At 65.8% G+C, this 26,744-nt stretch carries 25 protein-coding genes and 1 riboswitch; of the genes, 10 read left to right on the forward strand and 15 right to left on the reverse strand.

Translation table 11 applies throughout. From position 1 onward, the window contains the following. The first annotated feature begins 32 nt into the window (after nucleotides 1-32). The 5 genes from CQ050_RS05750 to metF all read left to right on the forward strand — a co-directional run bounded on the left by CQ050_RS05750 (nucleotide 33) and on the right by metF (nucleotide 4,441). Nucleotides 33-269: a DUF1289 domain-containing protein gene (locus CQ050_RS05750; protein WP_006224807.1), complete on the forward strand. Its 237-nt coding sequence runs from the start codon at nucleotides 33-35 to the stop codon at nucleotides 267-269. Nucleotides 270-358: 89 nt separating this feature from the next. After that, nucleotides 359-1,399 carry a glycosyltransferase family 1 protein gene (locus tag CQ050_RS05755; protein ID WP_105555842.1) on the forward strand — a complete coding sequence of 347 codons (1,041 nt, stop codon included), beginning with the start codon at nucleotides 359-361 and terminating at the stop codon, nucleotides 1,397-1,399. A 73-nt stretch (nucleotides 1,400-1,472) separates the two neighbouring features. Further along, a riboswitch (S-adenosyl-L-homocysteine riboswitch) is annotated at nucleotides 1,473-1,622 on the forward strand. A 102-nt stretch (nucleotides 1,623-1,724) separates the two neighbouring features. Further along, nucleotides 1,725-3,143 (forward strand): adenosylhomocysteinase, encoded by a 1,419-nt coding sequence (gene ahcY, locus CQ050_RS05760; RefSeq protein ID WP_105555843.1) that lies wholly within the window; start codon nucleotides 1,725-1,727, stop codon nucleotides 3,141-3,143. Nucleotides 3,144-3,263: 120 nt separating this feature from the next. Beyond that, nucleotides 3,264-3,599: a phage holin family protein gene (locus tag CQ050_RS05765; RefSeq protein ID WP_105555980.1), complete on the forward strand. Its 336-nt coding sequence runs from the start codon at nucleotides 3,264-3,266 to the stop codon at nucleotides 3,597-3,599. Then, nucleotides 3,599-4,441: a methylenetetrahydrofolate reductase [NAD(P)H] gene (gene metF, locus CQ050_RS05770; protein ID WP_105555844.1), complete on the forward strand. Its 843-nt coding sequence runs from the start codon at nucleotides 3,599-3,601 to the stop codon at nucleotides 4,439-4,441. The genes CQ050_RS05765 and metF overlap by 1 nt, the downstream gene beginning before the upstream one ends. A gap of 109 nt (nucleotides 4,442-4,550) precedes the next feature. On the opposite strand, the gene CQ050_RS05775 is transcribed toward metF, so the two are convergent. The 7 genes from CQ050_RS05775 to CQ050_RS05805 all read right to left on the reverse strand — a co-directional run bounded on the left by CQ050_RS05775 (nucleotide 4,551) and on the right by CQ050_RS05805 (nucleotide 11,913). Continuing rightward, the gene (locus CQ050_RS05775) at nucleotides 4,551-5,549 is read right to left on the reverse strand and encodes a tripartite tricarboxylate transporter substrate-binding protein (RefSeq protein WP_105555845.1); all 999 of its coding nucleotides are present in this window, start codon (nucleotides 5,547-5,549) and stop codon (nucleotides 4,551-4,553) included. Nucleotides 5,550-5,640: 91 nt separating this feature from the next. Next, nucleotides 5,641-6,471 (reverse strand): DUF3800 domain-containing protein, encoded by an 831-nt coding sequence (locus CQ050_RS05780; protein ID WP_105555846.1) that lies wholly within the window; start codon nucleotides 6,469-6,471, stop codon nucleotides 5,641-5,643. 344 nt (nucleotides 6,472-6,815) lie between these two features. Further along, entirely contained in the window at nucleotides 6,816-7,679 is an 864-nt protein-coding gene (locus CQ050_RS05785; protein ID WP_105555981.1) for a proteasome-type protease, read from the reverse strand. Between the two features lie 54 nt (nucleotides 7,680-7,733). Then, nucleotides 7,734-8,537: a transglutaminase family protein gene (locus CQ050_RS05790; RefSeq protein ID WP_105555847.1), complete on the reverse strand. Its 804-nt coding sequence runs from the start codon at nucleotides 8,535-8,537 to the stop codon at nucleotides 7,734-7,736. Nucleotides 8,538-8,550: 13 nt separating this feature from the next. After that, nucleotides 8,551-9,561, reverse strand: a complete 1,011-nt coding sequence (locus CQ050_RS05795) for an alpha-E domain-containing protein (protein ID WP_105555848.1) — start codon at nucleotides 9,559-9,561, stop codon at nucleotides 8,551-8,553. A gap of 2 nt (nucleotides 9,562-9,563) precedes the next feature. Then, nucleotides 9,564-10,994 carry a circularly permuted type 2 ATP-grasp protein gene (locus CQ050_RS05800; protein WP_105555849.1) on the reverse strand — a complete coding sequence of 477 codons (1,431 nt, stop codon included), beginning with the start codon at nucleotides 10,992-10,994 and terminating at the stop codon, nucleotides 9,564-9,566. Nucleotides 10,995-11,238: 244 nt separating this feature from the next. Further along, the gene (locus CQ050_RS05805) at nucleotides 11,239-11,913 is read right to left on the reverse strand and encodes a 5-formyltetrahydrofolate cyclo-ligase (RefSeq protein WP_105555982.1); all 675 of its coding nucleotides are present in this window, start codon (nucleotides 11,911-11,913) and stop codon (nucleotides 11,239-11,241) included. 144 nt (nucleotides 11,914-12,057) lie between these two features. Between CQ050_RS05805 and CQ050_RS05810 the strand changes: the two genes are divergently transcribed. Beyond that, complete coding sequence (locus CQ050_RS05810) at nucleotides 12,058-14,187, forward strand: lytic transglycosylase domain-containing protein (protein WP_105555850.1); 2,130 nt, start codon at nucleotides 12,058-12,060, stop codon at nucleotides 14,185-14,187. Beyond that, nucleotides 14,184-15,278 carry a CCA tRNA nucleotidyltransferase gene (locus CQ050_RS05815; RefSeq protein ID WP_105555851.1) on the forward strand — a complete coding sequence of 365 codons (1,095 nt, stop codon included), beginning with the start codon at nucleotides 14,184-14,186 and terminating at the stop codon, nucleotides 15,276-15,278. The genes CQ050_RS05810 and CQ050_RS05815 overlap by 4 nt, the downstream gene beginning before the upstream one ends. 30 nt (nucleotides 15,279-15,308) lie before the next feature. Here the strand turns inward: CQ050_RS05815 and CQ050_RS05820 are convergent, their stop codons facing one another. From CQ050_RS05820 to tenA, 4 genes are all read right to left on the reverse strand, one after another. After that, nucleotides 15,309-16,517, reverse strand: coding sequence for a class I SAM-dependent methyltransferase (locus tag CQ050_RS05820; RefSeq protein WP_369868253.1), 1,209 nt, complete (start codon nucleotides 16,515-16,517; stop codon nucleotides 15,309-15,311). Between the two features lie 107 nt (nucleotides 16,518-16,624). Next, on the reverse strand, nucleotides 16,625-18,424 hold the full coding sequence (locus CQ050_RS05825; RefSeq protein WP_105555852.1) for a DEAD/DEAH box helicase: 1,800 nt from the start codon (nucleotides 18,422-18,424) through the stop codon (nucleotides 16,625-16,627). Between the two features lie 279 nt (nucleotides 18,425-18,703). After that, nucleotides 18,704-19,465 (reverse strand): uracil-DNA glycosylase, encoded by a 762-nt coding sequence (locus tag CQ050_RS05830; RefSeq protein WP_105555984.1) that lies wholly within the window; start codon nucleotides 19,463-19,465, stop codon nucleotides 18,704-18,706. Between the two features lie 53 nt (nucleotides 19,466-19,518). Next, nucleotides 19,519-20,181, reverse strand: a complete 663-nt coding sequence (tenA, locus tag CQ050_RS05835) for a thiaminase II (protein WP_105555853.1) — start codon at nucleotides 20,179-20,181, stop codon at nucleotides 19,519-19,521. A gap of 272 nt (nucleotides 20,182-20,453) precedes the next feature. On the opposite strand from tenA, the gene CQ050_RS05840 reads away from it, so the two are divergent. Continuing rightward, nucleotides 20,454-21,164, forward strand: coding sequence for an N-acetylmuramoyl-L-alanine amidase (locus tag CQ050_RS05840; RefSeq protein ID WP_369868254.1), 711 nt, complete (start codon nucleotides 20,454-20,456; stop codon nucleotides 21,162-21,164). Here the strand turns inward: CQ050_RS05840 and nhaA are convergent. Beyond that, nucleotides 21,161-22,408, reverse strand: a complete 1,248-nt coding sequence (gene nhaA / locus CQ050_RS05845) for a Na+/H+ antiporter NhaA (RefSeq protein WP_105555855.1) — start codon at nucleotides 22,406-22,408, stop codon at nucleotides 21,161-21,163. The two genes, CQ050_RS05840 and nhaA, sit on opposite strands and share 4 nt — an antisense overlap. 301 nt (nucleotides 22,409-22,709) lie before the next feature. Between nhaA and CQ050_RS05850 the strand changes: the two genes are divergently transcribed. Both CQ050_RS05850 and CQ050_RS05855 read left to right on the forward strand, forming a co-directional pair. Next, nucleotides 22,710-23,102, forward strand: a complete 393-nt coding sequence (locus CQ050_RS05850) for a hydrogenase (RefSeq protein WP_105555856.1) — start codon at nucleotides 22,710-22,712, stop codon at nucleotides 23,100-23,102. Next, nucleotides 23,083-24,237 carry a glycosyltransferase gene (locus CQ050_RS05855; RefSeq protein ID WP_105555857.1) on the forward strand — a complete coding sequence of 385 codons (1,155 nt, stop codon included), beginning with the start codon at nucleotides 23,083-23,085 and terminating at the stop codon, nucleotides 24,235-24,237. Before CQ050_RS05850 ends, CQ050_RS05855 begins: the two co-directional genes overlap by 20 nt. A gap of 50 nt (nucleotides 24,238-24,287) precedes the next feature. Here the strand turns inward: CQ050_RS05855 and CQ050_RS05860 are convergent, their stop codons facing one another. Genes CQ050_RS05860 through pap form a run of 3 tightly spaced genes read right to left on the reverse strand, consistent with a single transcriptional unit; the run spans nucleotide 24,288 to nucleotide 26,687 of the window. After that, on the reverse strand, nucleotides 24,288-24,752 hold the full coding sequence (locus CQ050_RS05860) for an HIT family protein (RefSeq protein ID WP_105555858.1): 465 nt from the start codon (nucleotides 24,750-24,752) through the stop codon (nucleotides 24,288-24,290). Continuing rightward, the gene (locus CQ050_RS05865) at nucleotides 24,749-25,198 is read right to left on the reverse strand and encodes a GNAT family N-acetyltransferase (RefSeq protein WP_105555859.1); all 450 of its coding nucleotides are present in this window, start codon (nucleotides 25,196-25,198) and stop codon (nucleotides 24,749-24,751) included. The genes CQ050_RS05860 and CQ050_RS05865 overlap by 4 nt, the downstream gene beginning before the upstream one ends. Nucleotides 25,199-25,220: 22 nt before the next feature. Then, on the reverse strand, nucleotides 25,221-26,687 hold the full coding sequence (gene pap / locus CQ050_RS05870) for a polyphosphate:AMP phosphotransferase (RefSeq protein ID WP_105555860.1): 1,467 nt from the start codon (nucleotides 26,685-26,687) through the stop codon (nucleotides 25,221-25,223). Nucleotides 26,688-26,744 lie beyond the last annotated feature (57 nt).

Here is a 26,744-nt window from a genome sequence, read left to right on the forward strand (position 1 = left end):
AGGGACACACCCCTGGTGTTAACCTTCGCCCCATGAATCGTTACTTCGCCGATCTTTCCGAATTGCCCGAGCCAGAAGACGCGCAACGCGTCTTCAAGGCGACTGACTCGCCCTGCGTGGCCGTGTGTTCGACCCTGTTCGACGATATCTGCCGCGGCTGCGGCCGCACCGCCATGGAAGTTGCCAACTGGGTCTTCATGACGGAAGAGGAAAAGCGCGAAGTCTGGATCCGCATCAAGGCGCAAGGGTATCCCCGGCGCAACAATTAAGCGCGGACGGCGGCCCGCAACGTCCGGCCGTCTTGGGCATGTCATATCGCGCGGGCTAAATCGCGTTATCGCCCACTTCCGGCCCTATCATGCGCATCGTTCTGGTTACGGATGCCTGGCATCCGCAAGTCAACGGCGTCGTCCGCACCTGGACGACCATGCAGCAGATCCTGAGTGAATGGGGCCACGAGCTGATCGTGGTGAACCCGCAGGGCAGCCGGACGATTCCGGCCCCGTCCGAACCGGACCTGCGGCTATGCCTGCAGCCGGGGCGTCAATTGCGGCGCATCCTGGGCGACACCATTCCCGACGCGCTGCACATCGCCACCGAAGGGCCGCTGGGCCTGGCCGCACGCCGCATGGCGCTGGCGCGCGGCTGGCAGTTCACGACCTCGTTCCACACGATGTTTCCCGACTATCTGCAGGCGCGCATGGGCATCCCGGCGGCCTTGCCGTGGCGCTATCTGCGCTGGTTTCACCGCCCCTCGCAATGCGTGCTGGTGCCGACCCCCACGGTGCGCGACGTTCTGGTGCAGCGCGGCCTGACGAACCTGCGGGTCTGGTCGCGCGGGGTCGATCCACGCAAATTCCAGCCGACGGAAAGCTCGGCCTTCGCGCATCTGCCGCGGCCGGTCTACTTGAGCGTGGGCCGCGTGGCGCGCGAAAAGAACCTGGACGCCTTCCTGTCGCTTCCGCTTGCCGGCAGCAAGGTCGTGGTGGGCGCCGGCCCCGACGAGGCGCGGTTGAAGAAGGCATTTCCCGACGCGGTCTTTCTGGGCATGCAGAAGGACGATGCGCTGCCCGGCTTCTACGCGGCGGCCGACGTCTTTGTGTTCCCCAGCCTGACCGACACGTTCGGCCTGGTGATGTTGGAGGCGATGGCCTGCGGCACGCCGGTGGCGGCCTTTCGCAGCGAGGCGCCGCTTGCCGTGGTGACCCAGGGCGTCACCGGCTGCCTGGACGACGATCTGGCCCACGCCTGCCACGCCGCGCTGCCGCTGGACCGCCACGCGGTGCGGGCGCACGCGCTGACCCGCAGCTGGGACTCGGTGGCATCGGATCTGCTGGATTCACTGGTGCCGCTGGTAGCGGACGCGTCGTCGCGGCCCTCGCTGGCCCGCGCCGGGTGAACGCCGGCGGATACCGGGTAAATTTTTGGGGACGGGTTTCCGGACGGCACGCCAAACCGGTACAATCCTTCGCAATCCTGAGGAGCGTTGCGACGACCCTGTGGTTCCCTTCATGCTGTGATCCCACACCGCCATGCCAAGTGGAACCCGGCTCGCCAGGCTCAGGAATCCTTGTTCAAGCGCCGCGCCCTGCGCGTCGCTACAGCAACGGCGCTCACCTTTGTCGCATATGGCGGGAAAGGCGAGCACTCGACTGTCGTGGTGTATTCGCGTTGACCGGCCATATCGTGCGCCGTTCGAAATTCACGTGGAGCCTACACACACCATGAACGCTGTGACTGATAAATCCTTCTCCGATTACCTGGTTGCCGACCTGTCGCTGGCAGGCTGGGGCCGCCGCGAGCTGGCCATCGCCGAAACCGAAATGCCCGGCCTGATGGCCATCCGCGAAGAATTCGCCGCCGCGCAGCCGTTGAAGGGCGCGCGCATCGCGGGCAGCCTGCACATGACCATCCAGACCGGCGTGCTGATCGAAACGCTGGTGGCCCTGGGCGCCGAAGTGCGCTGGGCCTCGTGCAACATCTTCTCCACGCAAGACCACGCCGCCGCCGCGATCGCCGCGTCGGGCACGCCCGTCTTCGCCGTCAAGGGCGAAACGCTGGAAGAGTACTGGCAGTACACCCACAAGATCTTCGAATGGCCCAACGGCCAGCACGCCAACATGATCCTCGACGACGGCGGCGACGCCACGTTGATGCTGCACCTGGGCACCAAGGCCGAAAAGGATATTTCGGTGCTGGCCAACCCGGGCAGCGACGAAGAGCGCATCCTGTTCGCCGCCATCAAGGAAACCCTCAAGCGCGATCCGAAGTGGTATTCCACCCGCCTGGCGCAAATCAAGGGCGTGACGGAAGAAACCACGACCGGCGTGCATCGCCTGTACCAGATGTCGCAAAAGGGCGAGCTGGCCTTTGCCGCCATCAACGTCAATGACTCGGTCACCAAGTCCAAGTTCGACAACCTGTACGGCTGCCGTGAATCGCTGGTGGACGGCATCAAGCGCGCCACCGACGTGATGGTCGCCGGCAAGATCGCCGTCGTGGCCGGCTATGGCGACGTGGGCAAGGGCTGCGCCCAGGCGCTGGTCGCGCTGCGCGCGCAAGTCTGGGTCACCGAAGTCGACCCGATCTGCGCGCTGCAAGCCGCGATGGAAGGCTTCAAGGTCGTGACCATGGAAGAAGCCGCCGCCCACGGCGACATCTTCGTCACTGCCACCGGCAACTACCACGTCATCACGCGCGAACACATGAACGTGATGAAAGACCAGGCCATCGTCTGCAACATTGGCCACTTCGACAACGAAATCGACGTTGCCGGCCTGGCGGATTGCCAGTGGGAAGAGATCAAGCCGCAAGTCGATCACGTGATCTTCCCGGACGGCAAGCGCATCATCCTGCTGGCCCAGGGCCGCCTGGTGAACCTGGGTTGCGCCACGGGTCACCCGTCGTTCGTGATGTCGTCCTCGTTCGCCAACCAGACCATCGCCCAGATCGAACTGTTCACGCGCAACGACGCCTACAAGTCCGGCGAAGTCTACGTGTTGCCCAAGCACCTGGACGAAAAGGTTGCCCGTCTGCACCTGAAGAAACTGGGTGTGAAGCTGACGACCCTGCGTCAGGATCAGGCCGACTACATCAACGTGCCGGTGGAAGGTCCCTTCAAGCCGAACCACTACCGCTATTGATGCATGTAGCAAAATAGGGAAGTGCCGCGCCATGTTGGCGCGGGCTTTCCGAACCGCGGGGCTCCCCGGCATCGCCTGGCGATCAAGGGGCCGCGGAGCGCTTACAGGAGAACGAACATGGTGACATTGATACTCGTCTGGATCTTGAACGCAGTGGCCCTGCTGGCCGTTGCCTACTTGTTGCCCGGCATCACCGTGGCCAGTTTCGGATCGGCGCTGATCGCCGCGCTGGTGCTGGGCTTGGTGAACATGCTGGTCAAGCCGGTGCTGGTGCTGCTGACGCTTCCCATCACGGTCGTCACCCTCGGGCTCTTCCTCATCGTCATCAACGCCTTGTTGTTCTGGTTCGTCGGCTCCGTGCTGAAGGGCTTCCAGGTCAACGGCTTCTGGTGGGCCGTGGGCGGTGCCATTCTGTACAGCATCATCTCTGGTCTGCTTACCAAACTGATCCCCTAATGCCTGATTCGATGTCTCCCGCTTTCAGTCTGGAATTCTTCCCCCCGCGCGATCTGGCCGGCCAGGAACGGCTGGTCCGCGCGGCCAAGCAGATGCTGGCCATCCAGCCCAAGTACGTCAGCGTGACCTTCGGCGCGGGCGGTTCCACGCGCGCCGGCACGGCGGATGCCGTGCGCACGCTGCGCAACCTGGGTTGTGATGCGGCGCCCCACTTGTCGTGCGTGGGCGCCACTCGCCAAGACTTGCGGGACATCCTCCAGGCGTACAAGAACGATGGCGTGCGGCGCGTGGTCGCCCTGCGCGGCGACCTGCCTTCGGGCATGGGCGGCGATGCGGGCGAATTGCGCTACGCCAACGAACTGGTGTCGTTCATCCGCGAGGAAACCGGCGACTGGTTCCACATCGAAGTGGCGGCCTATCCCGAAATGCACCCGCAAGCGGCCAATCCGTCCGCGGACCTGGACCATTTCGTGACCAAGGTGAATGCCGGCGCCGATGCGGCCATCACGCAGTATTTTTTCAACGCCGACGCCTATTTCGACTTCGTCGACCGGGCCCAGGCCAAGGGCGTTCGCGTGCCGATCGTGCCGGGCATCATGCCCATCACGAACCACACGCAGCTGCTGCGCTTTTCGGAAATGTGCGGGGCGGAAGTGCCGCGCTGGATCCGGCTGCGCCTGGCGGAGTTTGGCGATGACAAGGCCTCCATCCGCGCCTTCGGCGTGGACGTGGTCACCGAGCTGTGCCAAACCTTGCTGGACAACGGCGCGCCGGGCCTGCACTTCTACACCTTGAACCACGCGGAAGCGCCGCTGGCGGTGTGGAAGGAACTGGCGCTGTAAGCGTCGCGCCCCGTGCGCAATGCGAAAGGCCGGCGTATCCGCCGGCCTTTTTTTTCGCTATTGAATCGTAGGATGGGCGGTGCGCGGTATTCCTCGCACGGCGCCGCCATCAATCGGCGTACACGCCCACCTTGCGGATAATGCCCCCCCACTTGTCGACTTCGGCTTGCAGCCAGGTCTGCAGGCCTTCGGGCGTCTGTTTGGATTCGGGCACGATCTCGGCGCCCAGCTCGGCCATTTTCTGCGTGAAGGCCGGATCCTTCAGCGCCGTGCGCAGCGCCGCATTGAACTTCGCGATCGCCTCGGGCGGCGTGCCCTTCGGCGCATAGACGCCATGCCACACCTTCACTTCAAAGCCCTTCAAACCGCCTTCCTGCAGGGTCGGCGCGTCGGGCAGGGCCTTGATGCGGTCCAGCGTCGTGACGCCGTACAGCTTCACCCGTTGTGCCTTGATCTGCGGGATGGTCTGCGTGGTCTGGTCGCACAGCACATCGACCTGGCCGCCCAACAGCGCGGTCATCGCAGGCGCCGTGCCGGCATAGGGCACGGTCGTGAACTGCACGCCCAGCGACTCTTGCAGCAGCATGCCGCACAGTTGCGACACCGCGCCCAATCCCGCGTTGGCCAGGTTGACCTTGTTGCCGTTCTCTTTCGCGTACTTGATGAAGCCCGCCATGCCATCGGCCGGCAGGTCCTTGCGGCCCAGCAGCGTCATCGGCACATCCGCCACCTGGCCGACGTAGGCGAAGTCCGTCAGCGGATTGAACGACAGCTTGCGGTATAGCGCCGGTGCGGTGGCCATGCCGTTGTGGTGGATCAGGAAGGTGTACCCGTCCGGCGCCGCGCGCGCCACATGCTGGGATGCCAGCGTGCCACCCGCGCCCGTGCGGTTTTCGATGATGATGCTCTGGCCCAGCGTCTTGGCCATGGAGGCCCCCAGGCTGCGCGCCACCACGTCCGTGGGGCCGCCCGCCGCGAACGGCACGACGAGCGAAATGGGATGGTTCGGATATGCGCCTTGCGCGCTGGCGGAACCCCAGGCAAAGCAGGACAGGGCCAGCAGGGGCCAGGCGGCACGCGTCGCCGCGCGCGTGAAAATGGGGGGCATGTCTCGCTCCTTGTGGTTGTCTCGAGCCCACGAACGCAGCGCGGGCCGGCACCAGTGTCGCGTGCCAGGCCAAGGATGAGAATTTGCCGTTTCACAAGCCGGGCTTCGGCTGCGGGAAAGGCGGGTTTACGCGGTACTGGGTGGGATACGGTGGATAGGCGGGGATATCCCTCCTATCCAGCCTGCTGCATGGCAGTGCCGCGGCCTTCACGCGGTCATGAAAATAGCGGTGAAATATCTCCCAGTCTGCATATTGGTGGGATGCCACTTGATATGTGCAAAGCCGGCCGATCAAGCCGCATATCCAGTCGGCGCATTGCAGCGTCTGGAACAGGTAGCTCTCGCCCTGGAGCGGGGGTTCGACCAATGTTCTGCAACGATCGGGTTCAGCGGCGAACATTGCGAGTGTGCAAGCTTCCACGTTCATTTCGCGCCAGACGCTGCCAGCTTGCTGTTCATCAAGCAACAGCATGAAGGTCGCTTGTCGCGCCGCGCAAAATCGGTCTGCCTGATGCACCAATTGCAGCAAATGATGCTTGAAGATCTTTGCCGATGGGGCGGTCGCTGCGCCGACCGCCTTGTGCTCGCCGCCATAGATCACATGTCCGCCGAGTTGCTTCAGGTGATTGAGCAGTCTTCCCGTCGCTGTCCTTAGCTCTCGGTACTTCTCCACGTTCTTGACGGTGTAGAGTTGCGCTCCTTTCTTTTCCCATCGGTATGCAGGTTCGTCCTGCTGTTCGAGCTCGAACTTCAAAAGGCGACACTTCAGCTTGTAGAAGTAGATGGCAAAGTCGCGTACCGCCGCGATGGGCAGGACGAGCCCGCCAAAACCAAAAACCGGGCTGGTTTTGTGTTTTTCGTGATCACGGGAAATGAAGGGGCCGATATGCCCGAATTCGTCCAGATACACGACGTAATGCATGACGAAGTCCTCTGCGCAGCATGCCGACGCATGCGATGAGAGGCAGTGTAGGTCGCGGGAACACGCCGTTTTCGTTGCCACGCGCGGAAATGTCACTCTTTGCTGGGACCTGGGCGCGATCTCTGGTGCAGAGACACGAAAGCCCGCAGCAATTGCTTGCGCGGGCCTCGGAAGGTGGGCACATGACTCGCATATGCGTTGAGCAGACTTTAGGTGAATACGGGACGTCAGCGCAAGTAGAGAGGGCGCGGAATAGCCGTCGCTTCTGCTGAAATCGCCGTTATCAGACTGAATCCCGGGCCTGTGATCGTCAATGATCCACCTTCAGTCGGGGCAATCCTGCCTTAACTCGCCTGGTCCTTGCCCGGGTCTTCCGCCAGCACCTGCGGCGTGGGGTAGCTGGGCTGCGGCGCGTTCGCGGGTTCAAGCCGCAGCGGCTGATGGACGCGGCTGGGCGGCACCAGTGAGCCGGGGTCGTCCGGATTGGTCCACAGCGGGTCCGGGATCTCGGCGAAAACCTGGCGCAGGCGTTCGCCCCAGGTGCTGCGGATCATGCGGAAGTACTGGTTGTGTTCGTCGATGCTGGCGAAGTGCGTGACGCGCAGCGCGTTCGTGTCGTAGACCAGCAGGTCCAGCGGCAGGCCGACGGAAATGTTCGAGCGCAGCGTGGAGTCCATCGAGATCAGCGCGCACTTGGCGGCCTCGTCCAGCGAAGTGTCGGGGCGCAGTACGCGGTCCAGGATGGGCTTGCCGTATTTGGCTTCGCCGATCTGGAAGTACGGGCACTCCTGGCCGGCCTCGATGAAGTTGCCCGCGGAATAGATCTGGAACAGCCGGCAGCGCTCCGCGCCAATCTGTCCCCCGAAAATGATGCTGACATTGAAGTCCACGCCCTGCTCGTGCAGGGCGGGCGCTTCGCGCTGATAGACTTCGCGCACCGCCGCGCCGACGCAGCGGGTGGCCTCGAACAGGTCGGCCGCGTTCCAGATGGTGTCGCCGCCTTCGTCGTGTTGCCGAGTCAGGGCATGCAGCACGGCCTGGCTGACCGCCAGGTTGCCGGAGGTCATCAGGACCATGACGCGCTCGCCCGGGCGCTCGAAGACGGTCATTTTGCGGAAGACGCTGATCTGGTCCACGCCGGCATTGGTGCGGGAGTCGGACAGGAAAACCAAGCCGGCGTCGAGGCGGGCTGCTACGCAATAGGTCATGATCGGAAATTTGGAAAAACCACGCCGCATTGTATTGCGGCGCGGCTCCGGGGGTTACTGCTGCCCGGAAGTCTGGACCTGCACGCTGATCTCCATGGATTCCTCGCCGCCGCCGCTGCGCACGCCGCGAATCGGTGACGCCGAATCGTAGTCGCGCGCCACGGCCAGGCGGCAGTGGCTGTCCGAGGCGAACTGGCGGTTGGTGATGTCGACGCTGGTCCAGCCGATGTCGGCCAGCCACACATCGGCCCAGGCATGGCTGGCCGAGTGTTCCGACGTTGTATACACGTAGCCGCTGACGTAGCGCGCGGGCACGCCCAGGCCGCGCACGCAGGCCAAGAACAGGTGGGCATGGTCCTGGCACACGCCGTGCCCCATGGCCAGCACCTGATTGGCTGCCGTGGTGACGTCGGTGGTGCCGGGTTCATAGGCCACCCGGTCGCTGATGGCGTTGGCCAGCGCCAGGATGTCGTCCGGCGTGCCAAGACCGTTGGGCAAGACTTCGCGCACGAAGGCCATGATCGTGTCGTCGGCCTGCGTCAGCGGCGTCTGAACGCAATAGGCGTGCACGGGCAGGCGGCTGTCTTCGCCGCCCAGCACGCCGCGTACCAGCGGCGCCACCTGCACCTGCCCCACCACGCGCAGTTCGATGTCGGTATGGGCGTGGTTCAGGGTCAGCGTGTGGGTAATGTTGCCGTAGGCGTCCACCTGCTTTTCCAGTGCGCCGGGCGCTTCGATGTGCCAGCGCAGCACGCGCTGGTGCTCGTCGTCGCGGGGCGTCAGGCGCAGGGTCTGGATACTGTAGGTGACCGGTGCGGTGTATCGGTAGTGCGTGACGTGGGTGATGAACTGTTTCATGGCTGTCTCCGAGTTATGCCGACAGCGGGACCAGGAAATCCTGGCTGATCCGGTTGCCCAGGTCGTTGATGCGGTCCAGGAAGTGGTCCAGGTACTGGTGCAGCCCGCTATCCAGGATGTCTTCGACGCGGCCGTACTGCAGCTCGGCGCACAGCATGCCGGCGCGGCGTTCGGTTTCGGTCGAGCGCTGGTTGGAGACGCGCGCCAGATCGTCGGCCACCGCCCGCATCGACGCCAGCAGCGAGCGCGGCATGTCGCCGTGCAGGATCAGCAGTTCGGCGACGCGGTCGGGCGTGATCACGTCGCGGTACACCTTTCGATAAATCTCCAGCCCGGACACCGAACTCAGCAGTGCGGACCATCGGTAGAACTCGCTTTGCAGCGCGGCGGTGCCGGTGGGCTCGGTGCGAATTTCCTGGGCCCCATTTTGCGATCCGTTCTGGAACGCGCCCTGCGCGCCGTTGCCGCCCCGTTCGTGGAACTTCACGTCCAGCATCCGTGCGGTGTTGTCGGCCCGTTCCAGATGCATGCCGATGCGCAGGAAGTACAGCGCTTCGTCCTCCAGCATGGTGCCGATGGTGACGCCGCGCGCCAGGTGCGAGCGGAACTTCACCCATTCGAAGAACTCGCCCGGATTCCGTTCCAGCAGGCCGGTGTGCAAGTGCTTCAGCAGTTCAAGCCAGGTGGTGTTGTAGGTTTCCCAGACTTCGGTCGTCAGGCTGCCGCGCACCGCGCGCGCGTTTTCACGGGCGGCCCGCATGCACGAATAGATGGACGACGGGTTTTCGGGGTCGCGCACCATGTACTGCAACACGTCATGGGGCGAGATGGCGGTGTACTTGCTCTGGTACAGACCCTGCAGCTCGGAAATGCGCAGGACGCCCAGCCACGAGCCCTCGCGCGTCTGCGGGTCTTGCGGCAGCAGCGACATCTGCAGGTTCACGTCCAGCATGCGGGCGGTGTTCTCGGCGCGCTCGATATAGCGGCACATCCAGAACAGGTTGTCGGCGGTTCGGCTCAACATGGTCAGTCCTCCAGAACCCAGGTGTCTTTGGTGCCGCCGCCCTGGCTGCTGTTGACGACCAGCGAGCCTTCGGTCAACGCCACGCGGCACAGGCCGCCGGGGACGGTGCGGATGTCCTTGCCGCACAGCACGTAGGGGCGCAGGTCGACATGCCGCGGCGCCACGCCCGATTCCACATAGGTGGGGATGGTGGACAGCGCCAGCGTCGGTTGTGCGATGTAGTTGGCGGGGTTGGCGCGCACGCGGTCCTTGAACGCGTCGATTTCGGCGCGGGTGGACGATGGGCCCACCAGCATGCCGTAGCCGCCTGCGCCGTGCACCTCCTTCACCACCAGGTCGTGCATGTTCGCCAGCACATGGGACAGCTCGTCCGGCCGGCCGCAACGCCAGGTGGGAACGTTCGACAGAATGGGCTCTTCGCTGAGATAGAACCGGATCATGTCCGGCACGTACAGATACGTGGACTTGTCGTCGGCAATGCCGGTGCCGATGGCGTTGGCGAGCGTGACGCGGCCGGCGCGGTACACCGAGAGCAGGCCGGGCACGCCCAGCGCCGAATCGGCGCGGAACGACAAGGGGTCCAGGAAGTCGTCGTCCAGCCGGCGGTAGATCACGTCTACCTTGCGCGGGCCCTGCGTGGTGCGCATGTAGACGGTGTTCTGTTCCACGAACAGGTCCTGGCCTTCCACCAGTTCCACCCCCATCTGCTGGGCCAGGAACGCGTGTTCGAAGTAGGCCGAGTTATACATGCCGGGCGTCAGCACCACCACGGTGGGGTCGTCGCCGCCATGCGGCGCGACTTCTCGCAGGTTGTCCAGCAGCAGGTCGGGATAGTGCGCCACCGGCTCGACCTTGATGCGGCTGAATGCGTCCGGCATCAGCCGCATCGACATCTTGCGGTTCTCAAGCATGTAGGACACGCCGGAGGGCACGCGCAGGTTGTCTTCCAGCACGTAGAACTCGCCCGCACCCGCGCGCACGATGTCCACGCCGGCGATGTGGCAGTAGATGTCTTCCGCCACATCCACGTCCTGCATTTCAGGGCGGTACTGGGCATTCAGAAACACCTGTTCGGCCGGCACGATGCCGGCGCGCACGATGTCGTGGCCATGGTAGATGTCGTGGATGAACATGTTCAGCGCGCGCACGCGCTGCTTCAGGCCGGCCTCCAGGTGGCGCCATTCGTCGGCGGGGATGATCCGGGGGATCAGGTCGAACGGGATCAGGCGTTCGGTGCCGGCGGCGTCGCCGGCAACCGAAAAGGTGATGCCGACGCGGCGGAAACTCAGGTCTGCCTCGAGCCGTCGCACGGCCATGGCTTCGGCCGATTGCTCTTGGTGCCAGCGCTCGAAGGCCTGGTATTGGGAGCGTATGCCGCCGGCGCTGTCGCGCATTTCGTCAAAAGCGGCTGGACGGGATGATCTGTCCTTCATGGCTCCTCCGATGCTGGGTGCTACGGCCTGCCGGCAGGCGGCAGCCTCGCACACGGTCATTACCCGGCCGATGCGTGGCCGGTCTAAATGAATAAGCAACCCCCGTGCCAGCTTTTCGGGCAAGCGGCCGCCTTGGGCACAATATCCTCCCAAGGGCGCCGAAACACCATCCCCCGTCGCGGGTAAGGTGCCCGCGGCGCGGCATGCACCGCATTGGTGCGCGCTGCCGGGCCGCTCTGGTGCGTCAGTTCATCCGGTACGTGTGCAGCGTCGTGCCGCTGGCGCCGCCTTGTTCCAGCGGCGCATGCGGCACCCAGCCGTCCTGCGTCAGCACGGCATCCAGCGGAAAGTCGTGCGCGGCGGGGGCGTAGTCGGCGTCCAGTTCGCCGCAGCTCCAGGCGATGCCGATCGTGATGAACGGATGGCCGCGTTGGCGCAGCGCCGCCAAGGTGCGGTCGTAGTAGCCGCCGCCATAACCCAGGCGATCGCCCTGTTCCGTGTAACCGAGCGTCGGCACCAGGACGACGTCGGGCAGCACCTCGGCGCCCGCCACCGGTTCCTGGATGCCGTAGGGGCCGGCGCGCAGCTCAGCGTCGGGTGTCCAGGGCAGGAAGGCAAGGGGGGCGTTGCGCTCGCGCACCACCGGCAGCGCCACGGCGACCCCGTTTTCCACCCATTGCGACAGCAGCGGGCGCAGGTCGGGTTCGTCGGCCATGGGCCAGAATGCGGCCACGGTGGCGGGGGCCGGACGGCCGGCGCGGGCCGCTTCGTCGCGCGCCACGTTCAGCCACGTGAACAGGCGCGCGCGCATCAGCAGACCACCCCGGCTGCGCTGGTCTTCGGGCATTTCGGCACGCAGTTTCCGCAATCGCGTGCGGTGCTGGACTGCGGTATCCTCTGGAGTATTTTGCGTAGTCATGCAGTGGCTGTGATGGGGGTGGACAATGAAGGCGAACATGCTGGAATCGGGCATGCGGAAATCGGGCACGCGGACATCTGGCACACGCGTAGTCGGCATGCCGGCGTGCAGAGCCGGTGTATGACGGCAAATGAGGGACACGGCATGACACAGATTCTGCAAGCCCGACGGTATCAGAAAACTGGCGGGAAATCCCCGCGCGGCGCCGTCGCGCCGGACCCCCGTTCCGGCCTGCGCCACTGGCTGCCGCTGCTGGCCTTGTTCACCGCCGCTTGTGCCCCGGTCGATGCGCAGCAGCGCAGCGCCTCCGTCAATCCGCAGCCGCAACCCGCCGTCCAGGCGGCCCAACCGGTCATCTCGGTGCCGCCCGCCGTGCTGGCCGGCCTGCCGCCCACCGCCGACACGCCAGCCTTGGCCGCCGTAGTGGCCGCGCGTGAAGCCATGAACCGCAAGCAGTGGTCCGTGCTGGGCATGCTGGTACCCCAGGCCAAGTCCGACCCGCTGGGCATGTACCCGGAGTATTGGCTGCTGCGCTATCAACTCTGGACCCCGCCCGCCGGTGGCCGCCCCACGGCCGATCTGCAACGCTTCATCAGCAGCAACAGCGACGCCTATCTGGCCGATCGCCTGCGTGGCGACTGGCTGCTGGCCGCGGCCCGCAGCGGCGACTTCGAAACCGTGCGCAAACTGGCGCCCGTGAAGAACAGCAACGCCCAGATCGAATGCGCCATCCTGGACGCCAAGCACATGACCGGCCAGCGCGCCACGGCGGCGCAGGCCACGGCGGTGTTCGCGCCGGGCAGCGCCTGTTGGGCGCTGTACGACCAGCTGGTGGCCGACGGCATCCTTGGCTGGGAACAACTCGAGCCGCAACTGCGCGACGCCATCGAAGCCGACAAGACGACGGATGCGCGCAAGCTCGTCCAATACATGTTCGAGCCGCGCGACCTGAAAACCTACGACGTCCTGATGAAGGACCCGATGAAGTGGCTGACCCGGCAAGACCGCATGCCGGTGGGCCGCAACGAGAAAGAGCTTGTGACCATCGCGTTGGCTCGCCTGGCGCGTTCGGACGTCAGCGTGGCCGATTCCTATCTGCGCCGCGAATGGGCCAAGTCCATGTCCAAGCCAAACCTGGCCTGGGTGCGGGGCCAGTACGCGTTGATGGCGGCCTTGAAGCTGGATAGCCGCGCCGACGACTGGTATCACGAAGCCGGCCACATCCGCATGACGGAATACAACGCCGGCTGGAAGGTGCGCGCGGCGCTGCGCCAAGCGAAGATCGACTGGAAGTGGGTGATCGAATCCATCGACGATATGCCTGCTTCGCAGCGCAACGACCCGTCATGGGTGTACTGGAAAGCGCGCGGCCTGGCCGCAACCGGCCGCAAGGAGCAGGCCAACGCCCTGTACGCCAGCATCGCCGACCGCTTCGATTTCTACGGCCAGTTGTCCGCCGAGGAACTGGGCCGCCGCATCGACGTGCCGCCGCGCCCCGCGCCCGTCAGCGACCGCGAAATCGCCGAGGCCCGCGCCAATCCCGGCCTGCAACGAGCCGTGCAACTGTTCCGCCTGGGCTGGCGTGGCGAAGCCGTGCCCGAATGGAACTTCACGTTGCGCGGCATGACCGACCGCCAACTGATCGCCGCCGCCGAACTGGCGCGCGCCGAGAACATCTACGACCGCGTGGTCAACACGTCGGACCGCACGGAAAAGGAATTCGATTTCAGCCAGCGCTTCATCGCGCCGTTCGAAGGCCGCGTCACCGCCAAGGCCAACGCCATCGCGCTGGACCCGGCCTGGGTCTATGGCCTGATCCGCCAGGAATCGCGCTTCATCATGGACGCGCGTTCGCACGTGGGCGCCTCCGGCCTGATGCAACTGATGCCGGCCACCGCCAAATGGGTCGCCGGCAAGATCGGCATGACCGATTTCACGCCGTCCAGCGTGAACGACTTCGACACCAACACCGTGCTGGGCACCAACTACCTGAACATGGTGCTGCGCGACCTGAACGGGTCTCAGATGCTGGCCAGCGCGGGCTACAACGCCGGACCGCGGCGGCCGCACAACTGGCGTTCGACGTTCACGCATCCCGTCGAAGGCGCCATCTTTGCCGAGACCATTCCCTTCAATGAAACGCGCACCTACGTGAAGAACGTGATGTCCAACGCGGTTTATTACGCGGCGATGTTCAGCGGTCAGTCGCAGTCCCTGAAGGAACGTCTGGGCAGCATCGTGCCGCTGGGCGCCGAGAACACATCGATTCCATGACGCAAGACCCGGCCACCGACGGCTTGCAGGCCTATATCGTGGGCGGGGCGGTGCGCGACGCGCTGCTTGGCCTGCCGCCGGGCGACCACGACTGGGTCGTGGTCGGCGCCACGCCGGAAGACATGGTGCGCCGTGGTTTCATCCCGGTCGGCGGCGATTTTCCGGTGTTCCTGCATCCGCGCACCAAAGAGGAATACGCGCTGGCGCGCACCGAGCGCAAGTCCGGGCGCGGCTACAAGGGGTTTACGTTCTACACCGGCGCCGACGTGACGCTGGAAGAAGACCTGCGCCGCCGAGACCTCACCGTCAACGCGATCGCCCAGACCCGGGACGGCCAACGCGTCGATCCCCTGGGCGGCGAGGCCGACGTGCGGGCGCGCGTGTTCCGCCATGTGGGCGAGGCATTCCAGGAAGACCCGGTGCGCATCTTGCGGCTGGGCCGGTTCGCGGCGCGTTTCGATGATTTCACCGTGGCACCCGAAACGCTGGCGCTGTGCCGCCGCATGGTCGAGGCCGGCGAGGCCGACGCGCTGGTGGCCGAACGGGTCTGGAAGGAACTGTCGCGCGGTCTGATGGCGAAGAAACCGTCGCGAATGCTGGGCGTGCTGCAAGATTCCGGTGCGTTGGCCCGCGTGATGCCCGAACTGCAAGGGGTGGACGTCGTTGGCGCCGACGTGGACCGCGCCGCGGCCCTGCCGTTGTCGCTGGCGGGGCGCTACGCCTTGCTGTGCCGGCTGACGCCCGACCGCGACGCGCTGGGCCGACGCATGCGCGTGCCCACCGAATGCAATGACTACGCGCGCTTGCTGCCCGACGTGCTGGCGGGTCTGGATGCGGCCGAAACGGGCGGCCCGGACGCACAGCTGGCGCTGATGGAACGTGCGGACGCGCTGCGAAAGCCCGAGCGGTTTTTCGACCTGTTGAAAACGGCTTCGGTGTTGCAGCCGGTGGACATGGCGGCGTGGCGGGCGCGGGCGGATGCCGTGCGCGGCGTGGATGCCGGTGCCATCGCCCGGGCCTGCGCGGGCGATCCCGCCCGCATCAAGGACAGCGTGCGTCAGGCACGGCTGGACCAGCTTCGGGCAGGCTGAAACCGCCCGCCCGGCGGCGCGAATCCGCGGTTACAGCTTGCCCAAACGGTCGCCGCGCGAGAACCCCGTCAGGGGCGCCGTCATGCCGCGGCCGACGGCCAGCACCTTGAAGAGTTCGCCCATTTCGGCTTCCGACAACAGTTTCTGCACGGGCGCCACGGCCTGCGCGTACTGCTGGGCGTCCGACGGATCCAGTTGCGCCAGCAGGTCCATCAGCCCGGCGTTCATCAGGAAGCGGGCCTGCGACGTATAGCCCAGCACCTGCAGTCCGTGTTCCAGCGCCGCATCGGCCATGGCGGTGAAATCCACATGCGCGGTGATGTCCTGCAAGCCCGGGGCGGCGAAGGGGTCGCCGTGCGCGTGGTGCCGCAAGTGGCACATGAGCGTGCCGCCCGCGCGCTGCGGATGGTAGTACTCGCTGCGCGGAAAACCGTAATCCACCAGCAGCGCCGCGCCGCGTTCCAGCCAACCGCCCATGGCGGCGATCCAGGCCTCGCCTTGCAGATTGATTTCCGACACGTAGGCGGGCAGCGCCGGCATGCGCGCGGCAACGGCTGAAGCCAGCGCGGGCGAGGCGGGCCGGTCGGCCCAGACGAAGCCGCCGTCCGCATCCAGCGCCACGCCGCGTTCCTGCACGGCGCCCGCCGCATCCCACGAGAACAGCGATACGGGCATGGCGTCCAGCACCTCGTTGGCCAGCACGCAGCCGGCGAACGCATGGGGCAGCGCGTCCAGCCATTGCACGCGGTCGCCGAAGGGCGCCAACCGTGCCGCCTGGCGGGCGCGCAGGTCGGCGGACACTTCCAAAATCAGGTATCGCGTCTGGGGCAGGCCCAGCGCGTCAAGTTCGCGCAGCACGCCTTCGGCCAGCGCGCCCGTGCCTGCGCCAAATTCCAGCACGTCCTGCGTCTGTGTCTGGGCCAGCACCTGCGCCACCTGGCGGGCGATCGTGCGGGCGAACAACGGCGTCAATTGCGGCGCGGTGACGAAGTCGCCGGCGGGCGCCTTGGTGTCGTCCTCGCCATCGGCCAGCTTGACGTTGCCGGCAGCGTAATAGCCCAAGCCCGGCGCATACAGGGCCTCTGCCATCCAGTGGTCGAACGGCAGCCAGCCGCCGTTGGCCGCGATGGCGGCGCGCAGGTGCGCGGCGGTGGCGTCGCGGTGTTCCCGGGCGGGGGCGGACAGCGGGGGAAGATTGGCGGGGGCGGGGCGTTGCATGGTCGAAGAAGGCGTGGTCATAGCCGCATTTTCCCAAAAAAAGAACGGTCATGCTGCGCGCATTTGCCACCCTGAAAACACAAACCCCGCGACGGGCGCGGGGTTTGTTTGGGGGTCAAGCGGGCGAATTAGCCGCGGCGGTCAGCCGGCTTGGCAAAGCGCTTGGCGGGGCCGCCGGGGCGCTTGTCGAACGAGGGCTTGGCGCCACGGAAACCGCCTTCAGGACGATCACCGCCGCGGAAGCCGCCTTCACGCTGCGGACGGTCGCCGAAGCTGGGGCGATCACCGAAGCTCGGACGGGCGTCACGGGGAGCGCGCTCGCTGAACGGACGGGCGTCGCGCTGGGGGCGGTCGCCAAAGCTGGGACGATCGCCGCCGAAGCTGGGACGCGCATCGCGGTCGCCGCCACGGAAGCCGCCTTCACGCGGGGGACGGTCGCCGAAGGGACGATTGCCCTGGTAGCCGCCTTCGCGCTGGGGACGATCACCGAAGCTGGGGCGGTCGCTGAACGAACGTGCCGGGCGGTCGCCGAAAGGACGATTGCCTTGGTAGCCGCCTTCGCGCGGTGCGCCGTCGCGGTTGCCCTGGTAACCACCTTCACGCGGCTTGAACTCGCCACGCGGGGCGCCGTCACGAGGGGCGAACGAACGACCTTCACGCGGTGCGCCGTCACGGTTGCCTTGGTAGCCGCCGCCTTCATGGCGCGAACCACCGAAACCACCAGGACGCTTGCCGAACGGCTTGCCGCCGCGCGGGGCGCCGCTGCCACCTGCGGACGGACGCGGCGTGCGCTTCGGTTCCAGGCCGGCGATCACTTCAGGCGTGATCGATTGGCCGATGTAGTGCTCGATACGGCGGACCTTGTGGCGCTCGGAGTGCGTTGCCAGCGTGAACGCCAGACCGCTGCGGCCGGCACGGCCGGTACGGCCGATACGGTGCACGTAGTCTTCGGCTTGCATCGGCAGGTCGAAGTTGACGGCGTGGCTGATGCCTTGCACGTCGATGCCGCGGGCGGCCACGTCGGTGGCAACCAGGATGCGCAGCTGGCCGCGTTGCAGTTGCGACAGCGTACGGGTACGTTGGCGCTGGTTCATGTCGCCGTGCAGGGCAGCGGCGGCAAAACCTTGGTCGGCCAGGCGGTCGGCCAGGTCATCGGCGCCGCGCTTGGTCGACGTGAAGACAATGGCTTGGTCCAGCTTGGCATCGCGCAACACGTGATCCAGCAGCTGCATCTTGTGGCTGGCATCGTCCGCGTACAGCAGGCTTTGCGTGATGTTGGTGTGCTTTTCCTTGGCGCCGGCCAATTCGATGCGTTGCGGGTCGCGCATCATTTTCGCAGCCAGCTTGGCGATCGTGCCGTCCAGCGTGGCCGAGAACAGCAGCGTCTGGCGGTCTTCCGGCAGGCGGCTGATGATGGTTTCGATATCCTCGATGAAGCCCATGTCCAGCATGCGGTCGGCTTCGTCCAGCACCAGCGTGTGTACGGTGTTCAGCTTGACGCGGCCCGATTGCAGGTGGTCGATCAGGCGGCCGGGAGTGGCGACCAGCACGTCAACGCGGCGCGACAGTGCCTTCAGTTGCGCGCCGTAAGGCATGCCGCCCACGACGGTCGCCGTACGCAGGTCAGCCAGCTTGCGGCCATACATATCGGTCGCTTCGGTGACTTGCAGGGCCAATTCGCGGGTCGGGGTCAGGACCAGCACTTGCACGCCGACGCCTTTATTGGCGGGCATCTGGGCAATGCGGTGCAGCGCCGGCAGCATGAAGGCGGCGGTCTTGCCGCTACCCGTTTGCGCGGACACCATCAGGTCGTGGCCGGCCAGCGCTTGCGGAATGGCAGCGGCTTGGACGGGGGTGGGGGTGCTGAAGCCAGCTTCTTGAACGGCCGACAACAGAGCGGGTGCAAGACCCAGGTTTTCGAAAGACATTACTTTCCCTTGCCGCAATCAATGCGACGCAGTGCTTGGTCGGGCCAGGGGATTAGGCGGCCGGATCCAGGCGACGGTTGATGGAGCATCGTGCCGACCGAATCAACCGTGCGCGTGGCGCGTTCTCGTATACAGAGTGGAACGCAGGGCGAAAGGAAAGGAGGTCAGGAATCGATGATAGTTCGGCATGGGGCCGGGGCGTAGGCTGCCCGGCAGACTGCAAAAAATTCCGCTAAATCAAGGCGGTAAATGCCGAACTCTTTTTGTGCAGTGCGACGATCATAACCCGAATTCGCCTTGCAGGGGAATTATTTTTTTGTCCAGTCCCCAATCAATAGGGTTTTTCCCTTGGTCCACCAGCCAGTCGTTGGTCGCCCGGAAGTGGCCGCAACCCAGAAAGGGCACGGGCGGCCTGCGGGCGGAAAGCGGGGAGGGATGGTTGGACATCAGGACCAGATGGCCGCTGTTGTCGGGAAGCAACAACCGTTTGGCCTGCGCATGGGCGCCCCACAGCAGGAAGGCCTTGGGCGAGGGGTCGCGGGCAACCAGCGAGATCAGCGCGTCGGTCACGGTTTCCCAGCCTCGCTTGGCGTGGGAAGCGGGCAGCCCGTCTTCCACCGTCAGCGCGGTGTTCAGCAGCAGCACGCCCTGGTCCGCCCACGGGCTCAGGTCGTTGCCCTGCGGCACCGGCGTGCCCGGGAATTCCTGCGCGATCTCGTTGAAGATGTTGCGCAGGCTGGGCGGACGCTTGCAATCGTCGGGCACCGAGAACGCCAGGCCCTGGGCCTGGCCGGGGCCGTGGTACGGGTCTTGTCCCAGGATCACGACACGCACGTCGGACGGCGCCAGCCCGTGCAGCGCCCGGAACGGCGTGGCGGGATAGACGCTGGCGCCCTCGGTCAGGCGTTGTTCGACGTGGGCGGTTATCGCGGCCAGCGCGTCGGCAACGGCGCTGTGCGCGAAAGCGGCGGCCCAGGCGTCGGGAAGTTGCGCCGTCTGGGCGGCAAGGGCGTGGGGAACGAGGCGGTTATCGATCGGCATGGCCGCGATTTTGGCATAGCCGGCCCGACGGAACACGCGGCCCGCCGCCGGAATCAGACCGGCCAACCCGCCTGCCGGTGGGCCGAATCCCAGAACATCCATTCCAGCTGGGCGGCGTGCGTGTAGGCCTGGTGCATGGCTTCGCGGGTGTGCGCCGAGGCGGTTTCGGCGGCGCGGTCCACCGAGGCGATCACGGCCCGCACCAACGCATGGAAGTCATCGCCGGCATATGTGTCGATCCATGCCGCGTAGGGATTGGGACGCGCCGCATGCGCGTGGATCTCGCGGCCGATCTCGGCATAGATCCAGAAGCATGGCAGCAGCGCAGCCAGCGCCACCGGGTACGGCGCGCTCCACGCGGTGGCGATCAGGAAGCTGGTGTAGTGATGGCTGGCGGGCGTCAGCGGCGTGGCCTCGAAGGTGGCGGCGTCGATGCCGAACTGCTTCATGAAGCCCGCATGCAGCGACCGCTCGGCCACGACGGCGCCTTTGGCCGCATCCGCGAACTGCACCACGCCGTCGGCGTCATCGGCTTTGGCGGCCGCGATCGCCAGGGCACGCCCGAACGCCACCAGGTAGTGCGCGTCCTGGATCATGTAGTGCTTGAATGCGTTCTCGTCGAGCTGGCCGCTGGCCAGTTCCCGGTTGAACGGCATGTCGCGCGTTTTTTCGTAGAGCGCGGCGTTGCGCGCCCACGCGTCAGAACTGAAAGACATGGAATTCCTTGTATTTTCGTGCGGTTATTGCGCGCGGTGCCTGCTTGTACCCGCCGTGGCTGACCACGAACCTTCCCGTGGCAGACCACGCACTTCTTTACCACGTCTGCTTCGCGGATGCCCAATTCGCGGGCCTGCCCGATTTGCCGGCAACCCCGTCCGCGCGGTCGGGTTCAGGCCGGCGATCCGACCGCGGCTTGCCGGTAATATCTGACCCGTTGCGGCGGCTGGACCCTTCCAGATGCCTTTACTTCTTGCAGGCGGTCATTGGCGTGGCATCAGATTTCATCCAGCTTTTTTTGGGGGTGGCGGTTCGCGTGGCGCTGTGCGCCGGCGTTCTGCTTGCGGGGTCGTCCGCGCAGGCGGCGCACATTGTGGTGGATACCGGGCACACGCTCAGCCGGCCGGGCGCGACGGGCGCCAGCGGACGAGTGGAATACCTGTACAACCTGGACGTCAGCAACCTGGTGGCAGCCGATCTGCGCGCCGCGGGCGACCGCGTGACCCAGGTGGCGGCCAATGGCGCGGAAGTGGAATTGGGCAAGCGGTCACGGGTAGCGCCAACGGCGGATCTTTTCGTGTCGATCCACCACGATTCGATGCAGCAGCAGTTCATCGACGCGGGTCGCCAGCGCGAGTTCGCGGGCTTCGCCGTGTTCGTGTCCGAACGCAATCCCAAGTACGCACAGAGCCTGCGCTGCGCGAGCACCATTGCCGAGGCGCTGATCGCAGCCGGGGAAAAGCCCTCGCTGTATCACGCGGAGCCCATCGCCGGCGAAAACCGGCCGCTGATAGACCGCCGGCTGGGCGTGCACCGCTTCGACGGTTTGGCCGTGCTGAAGACGGCGCCCATGCCCGCCGTGTTGGTGGAGGTGGGCGTGATCGTGAATCCGGACGAAGAGCGCCGGCTGGCCCGTCCTGAAGTCATTCAACGGGCCGCGCTGGCCATCGCACGCGGGGCCCGCGCCTGCCAGCAACCCTAACCCAACGCGGGTTCTGCCGGCGGGCTGCTCATGCGCAGCAGCAGGAAGCCGATCACCGCCGAGGCAAGCGATCCTGTCAGCACGCCGATCTTGGTGGCGTCCACGGTGGCCGCGTCGGTGAAGGCCAGCGCGCCAATGAAGAGGCTCATGGTGAAGCCGATGCCGCACAGCAGCGCCACGCCGTACAGCTGCGTGAACGAGGCATGCCGGGGCAGGCTGGCGACGCCTGCTTTGATGGCGAGCCAGGCAAAGCCGAACACGCCCAGCTGCTTGCCCAGGAACAAGCCCAGCGCCACGCCCAGCGGCACCGGTTGCGCCAGGCTGGCCAAGCCCATGGCGGCAAACGACACGCCGGCGTTGGCGAAGCCGAAGATGGGCACGATGAGCAAGGCCACGGGCTTGTGCAATACGTGTTCCAGGTCGTGCAGCGGCGAATGTGCCTCCGGCTTGCCCGCGTTGCGCGGCCGCAGCGGAATGGTCAGCGCTAGCGCCACGCCGGCCAGGGTGGCATGCACGCCGGACTTCAGCACGAAATACCACAGCACGGCGCCGATCAGCAGGTACGGGGTCAGCCGCAGCACGCCCGCGCGGTTCAGGCAGAACAGGCAAGCCAGCAAGGCGCCGGCCATGACCAGCGCGAAGACATTCAATTGCGAGGTATAGAACAGCGCAATGATGATGATGGCGCCCAGGTCGTCCAGGATCGCCAGTGCGGTCAGGAAGATTTTCAGGGACGTCGGCACGCGGCTGCCCAGCAGCGCCAGGATGCCCAGCGCGAAGGCGATGTCGGTGGCCGCGGGGATGGCCCAGCCGCGCAGGGTGTCGGGGCTGCCCAGGTTGATCAGCACGTAGATCAGCGCCGGGGCCGCCATGCCGCCCAGCGCAGCGATGCCGGGCAGGATGATGCGCGCGGCGCCGCGCAATTGGCCGTCCAGCACTTCGCGCTTGATTTCCAACCCCACCAGCAGGAAGAACACGGCCATCAGGCCGTCGTTGATCCAGTGCAGCACGGTTTCCTTGAGCACGACCGGCCCGGCCTGGAAGCCCAGCTTGGTGCCCAGCATATCGAAGTAAACCGGCGCGGCCGGACTGTTGGCGATGATCAGGGCGGCCAGGGCGGCGGCCATGAGGACATAGCCACCCAGTGCTTCGGATTGCAGGAATGCCTGAAGGAATGAAGGGGGGCGTGAATGGGGCGGAACCTGCTGGTTCACTGGGCCTCCTTGGTCATATTTTGTTAACATGGCGGGCTAGGCTGAATTTTAGCTGAATCGAATATCGGTGACAGGTCTATTCGGGCGAACGTCGGCCAATTTCCTGCTAATTGGCGCAAAAAACCGTCGGCAACGCCAAGACGCGGCGGCCCGATTGCGGCAAGTACGCGGTGACACCCCAAGGAATTCCAGCTAAATTCCGAAGCTCGGTGTCTCATTATGTAAAATAATATTTCGTTTAATTTCAAGGCGCCGCGTTTTCTTGAGTATTTCGACCCATTTTTTGACCCGGCCGTGGCTGGCAACGCCGCCTGGCGACAACGGCTAGCACATGACCCTGCCTTCCCTATCCGTGCTGATCTACACGCCCGCAACACCCGGCGCCTCCAGGCGCCTGGTCGACGTGGGGACATCGTTGGATGCGCCCGCCGTCCAGCCTTCGCATGGCAGCTATCAGCTACAGCGGCTGGTCCCCAGCATGCGCCTTTTGACGTGGCAGCGCGAGGGCGCGCGCTTTGATCTTTCGCGGAGTGGCCGGATCCACGTATGGACGGGCCGTGAGCTGACGGCGGCCGAGCCTGCACCCGAGGGCCTGCCGCAGGCCGCCGCGTCGTTGGAGCCGGACGACGTCACCTATCTCGAAGCCTACCTGCTGCTGCAGAACCGCCACGGGAATGATCTTAACGACGCAGACGGTACTTGCCATGACGCACATTCCCGCTGAATCGCCTGTCGGCCACGCCGGCGCCCGTCTGCGCATTCTGCATACCGAGGCCGCCACGTCTTTCGGCGGACAGGAATTCTGCATTTATAAAGAGATGATCGCCATGCGCGACCGCGGCCATCACCTTGAGCTGGTCTGCCAGCCCGGGGCAGAGCTGGGAGACCGTCTGGACGCGGCCGGGTTCACCGTGCACCGCATCGTCATGGACGGCGCCGGCAACTTCGTGCGCGGCGTGGCGTTCGTGCGGCGCCTGCTGCGGGGCGGGCGCTTCGATGTGCTGAACACCCACAGCCGCCGTGACACCGTGCTGGCCGCCATGGCCGCGCGCCTGGCCGGCACGCCGTTGATCGTGCGCACGCGGCATCTGGCCAAGCCCATCAATTCCCTCTACGCCTATACCTGGCTGGCGCATCGGGTCATTGCCGTCAGCCGCTATGTGCGAAAGCAATTGCTGGACGGCGGGGCGCGGCCAGAGTCGGTCGCCACCATCCACTCCCCGATCGTACTGCCGCAGGTGCGCGAAGGCACTTGCGTGCGCCGTGAACTGGGCTTGCCGCCGGATGCGCTGGTGGTGGGCTGCGTGGCCGTGATGCGGGCCGAAAAAGGGCATGGCGATCTGATCGACGCGTTCCACCAGGTATCCGTGCGCTACCCGTCGGCGCACCTGGTCCTGGTGGGCGACGGCATGCCGCTGTTCAATCAACTGCGCGCAAAGGCATCGGCGCTAGGGTTGGCGGACCGGGTGCATTTCACCGGTCGCCGCCAGGATATCGGCAATGTACTGACGGCCCTGGACGTGTTCGCCTTGCCGACGCATCGCGAGGCCCTGGGCACGGTGTTCATCGAAGCGGCCGCGATGGGCGTGCCCGTCATCGGCACGGAAGTTGGCGGGGTTCCGGAAACCATGCAGCCCGGCGTGACCGGGTTGCTGGTGCCGCCGCGCGATCCTGCCGCGCTGGCCGCCGCGCTGGAAACGCTGTTGGCGGATCCGGCCATGCGCCGCCGGATGGGCGATGCGGGCCGTGAACGAATTCGGGGCCAGGGCCTGTTTTCCGCCGAACGCACGGCAGGGCTGGTGGAAGACGCCTACACGCACTGGCTGGCCGAACTGCGCCGGCCCGCGCGCGCGGGCTGAAGCGGACCCGGCCCCGGACCTGTCGGCCCGGGCCAGCGTTCAATGCGGGGTCAGTGTATAAGCAGCGCGTTCATCGCTTCAATCACGCGATTGCGGTAGCGGGGCAGCAGGGCTTGCGTGCGTGCCTGGCGGTCGCGCCATTCCGCGGGCTCCGATCCCGCCGCGACACGAGGCGCCGCCCATATCGGGTCGGGAAAATGGCGGTCGCCACGCCAGCGTGGAATGACATGCCAATGCAGATGCGGCACCATGTTGCCCAATGACGCCAGATTGATCTTGTCTGGCGCCAGCACCGCTTGCTGCGCTTCTTCCACTGCGTACACGGCGCGCATCAGCAGGTCTCGCCCATGCGTGGACAGGCTTGTCATTTCAGCCAGATGGGCGTTCCAGACGACACGCGTGAAGCCGGGATAGTCGGCGTCGGCGACTTCGATCACACGTAAGTGCGGACCGCGCCACAGCAGCGTGCCGCCGTCTTCCTGGCACAGGGGACAGTCGGGGTCGCGTGCGCTCAAGCCAGCACCTTGCGATACTGAATGAAGCCGGAGCGGTCCGCGATGCGGTCGTACAACTGCATGGCAGTCGCATTGGTTTCGTGGGTCAGCCAGTACACCCGGGCGCAATTGTTGGCCGCGGCCTGCGCGTAGACGTGTTCAATCAGCTTGCGGCCCGCGCCCGTGCCGCGCACGTCCGGGTCCACATACAGGTCTTGCAGATAGCAGTAGTCGCCGGCGGTCCAGGTGGACCGGTGGAAAATCCAGTGCACCATGCCGACGGCCCGGCCGCCTTCATAGGCAAGCGCCGCGTGCATGGGTTCGGCAGGGTCCAGGAAACGGGCCCAGGTGTTGCGGGTGACGGCGTCGTCGATGCTGACGCGGTAGAAATCCTGGTAGCCCTTCCACAAGGGCAGCCAGACTTCGAAGTCGGCGGCGACGATGGGGCGGATATCAGCGGTGCTCATGGCGCGGGGCCTCCTGTGCGGTTCAGAGTTGGTTTTCCATCGCTTCGACGACGTGTCGCAGCACTTGCAGGCGAGCGTAGCGCTTGTCGTTGGCGGACACCAGATGCCACGGCGCGTGCGCCACATCGGTGCGGGTCAGCATCTCGTTGGTCGCCGCCGCGTATTCCTTCCATTTATCGCGATTGCGCCAGTCGTCGGGTGTGATCTTGAAATTCTTGAACGGCGATTTCTCGCGCTCTTTGAAGCGTTCCAACTGCACGTCGGCCGTCACGGCCAGCCAGAATTTCAGTACGATCGCGCCGCTTGCCGCGAGTTGTCCCTCGAAGTCGTTGATCTCGGCATACGCGCGGCGCCAGTGGGCGGGCGCGGTCAGCTTCTCGACCCGTTCGACCAGGACGCGGCCGTACCACGAACGGTCGAAGATCGCGACGCGGCCGTGGCGCGGCAGTTGGCGCCAGAAGCGCCACAGGTAGGGGCGCGACAGCTCGTAGCTGTTTGGCGCCGCCACGGGGGTGATGTCGAACTGCCGGGCGTCCAGCGCGTGGGTCACACGCCGGATGGCGCCGCCCTTGCCGGCCGCGTCCTGCCCCTCGAACACCAGCACCAGGGAGCGGTCCTGGAATTTCCTGGACCGGGCCGCACGCGCCAGCCGGCCTTGCAGCAAGCCCAGTTCGGACTCGTAGTCGGCTTTGTCGACGCGGGCGTCGTAATCCAGTTCACCCAGCCGGTCGACGATGCGGGCAGTCGTGGAATGCGCCAGAAACGACTGCGGGATGCGGGGCACGCCGCGCTGGCGCATCGCCGTCAACACGGCTTCGGCGGTGCGGGCGGAACGCATGTTTTCGTCGGCGCTGGGGATGATCACCCAGGGCGCGTGGCCGCTGTCGGTATGGTTCACCACGACCTGGCCGCCCGCGCGGATGCGGTCGTATTTCTTGTAGACCTTCAAGTCGACAGGGCTGACCTGCCAGGATGTCTCGGGGCTGGCCAGGAGCCGCTGCGCGCGCTCTTTTTGCGCCTTGGACGACAGGTGGAACCACAGCTTGACGATCTGCACGCCCTCGGCAGCCAGCATCGCCTCGAAGCGGCGGATCGCGGCGGCGCGCGCTTCGATGGCTTCGTGATCGGGCTTCTTGCGGGCGGCCTCGATGATCAGCGGTGCGTACCAGGACCCGAACACGATGCCGGTGCTGCCCTTGGGCGGCAGGTCTTTCCAATAGCGCCAGAATGGCGGGCGGTCCTGCTCGTCGCCTTCCGGCGGGCCGTATGCCAGTGTCTTGATGTGGCGTGGGTCCATCCATTCGTTCAGCAGGTTGACCGTGGCGCCCTTGCCGGCGCCGTCGATCCCCGCCACCACGATCAGCAGCGTCTTGTCCGCTTGTTCAAGGCGCCGGTATTGCGCATTGAGCAGGGCGACGCGCAGCCTCGTTTCCAGCGGCTTGAATTCCTCTTTGGAAAGGCTGGGGTCTTTTTCTGCTTCTGCGAACATGGGGAATCCGTCTGATCGGCAATCGGTAGTTCGGCCGATCTTGCGGGATAAGCGCCC

It is taken from the genome of Achromobacter sp. MYb9 (assembly GCF_002975275.1).
GTDB lineage: Bacteria > Pseudomonadota > Gammaproteobacteria > Burkholderiales > Burkholderiaceae_B > Achromobacter.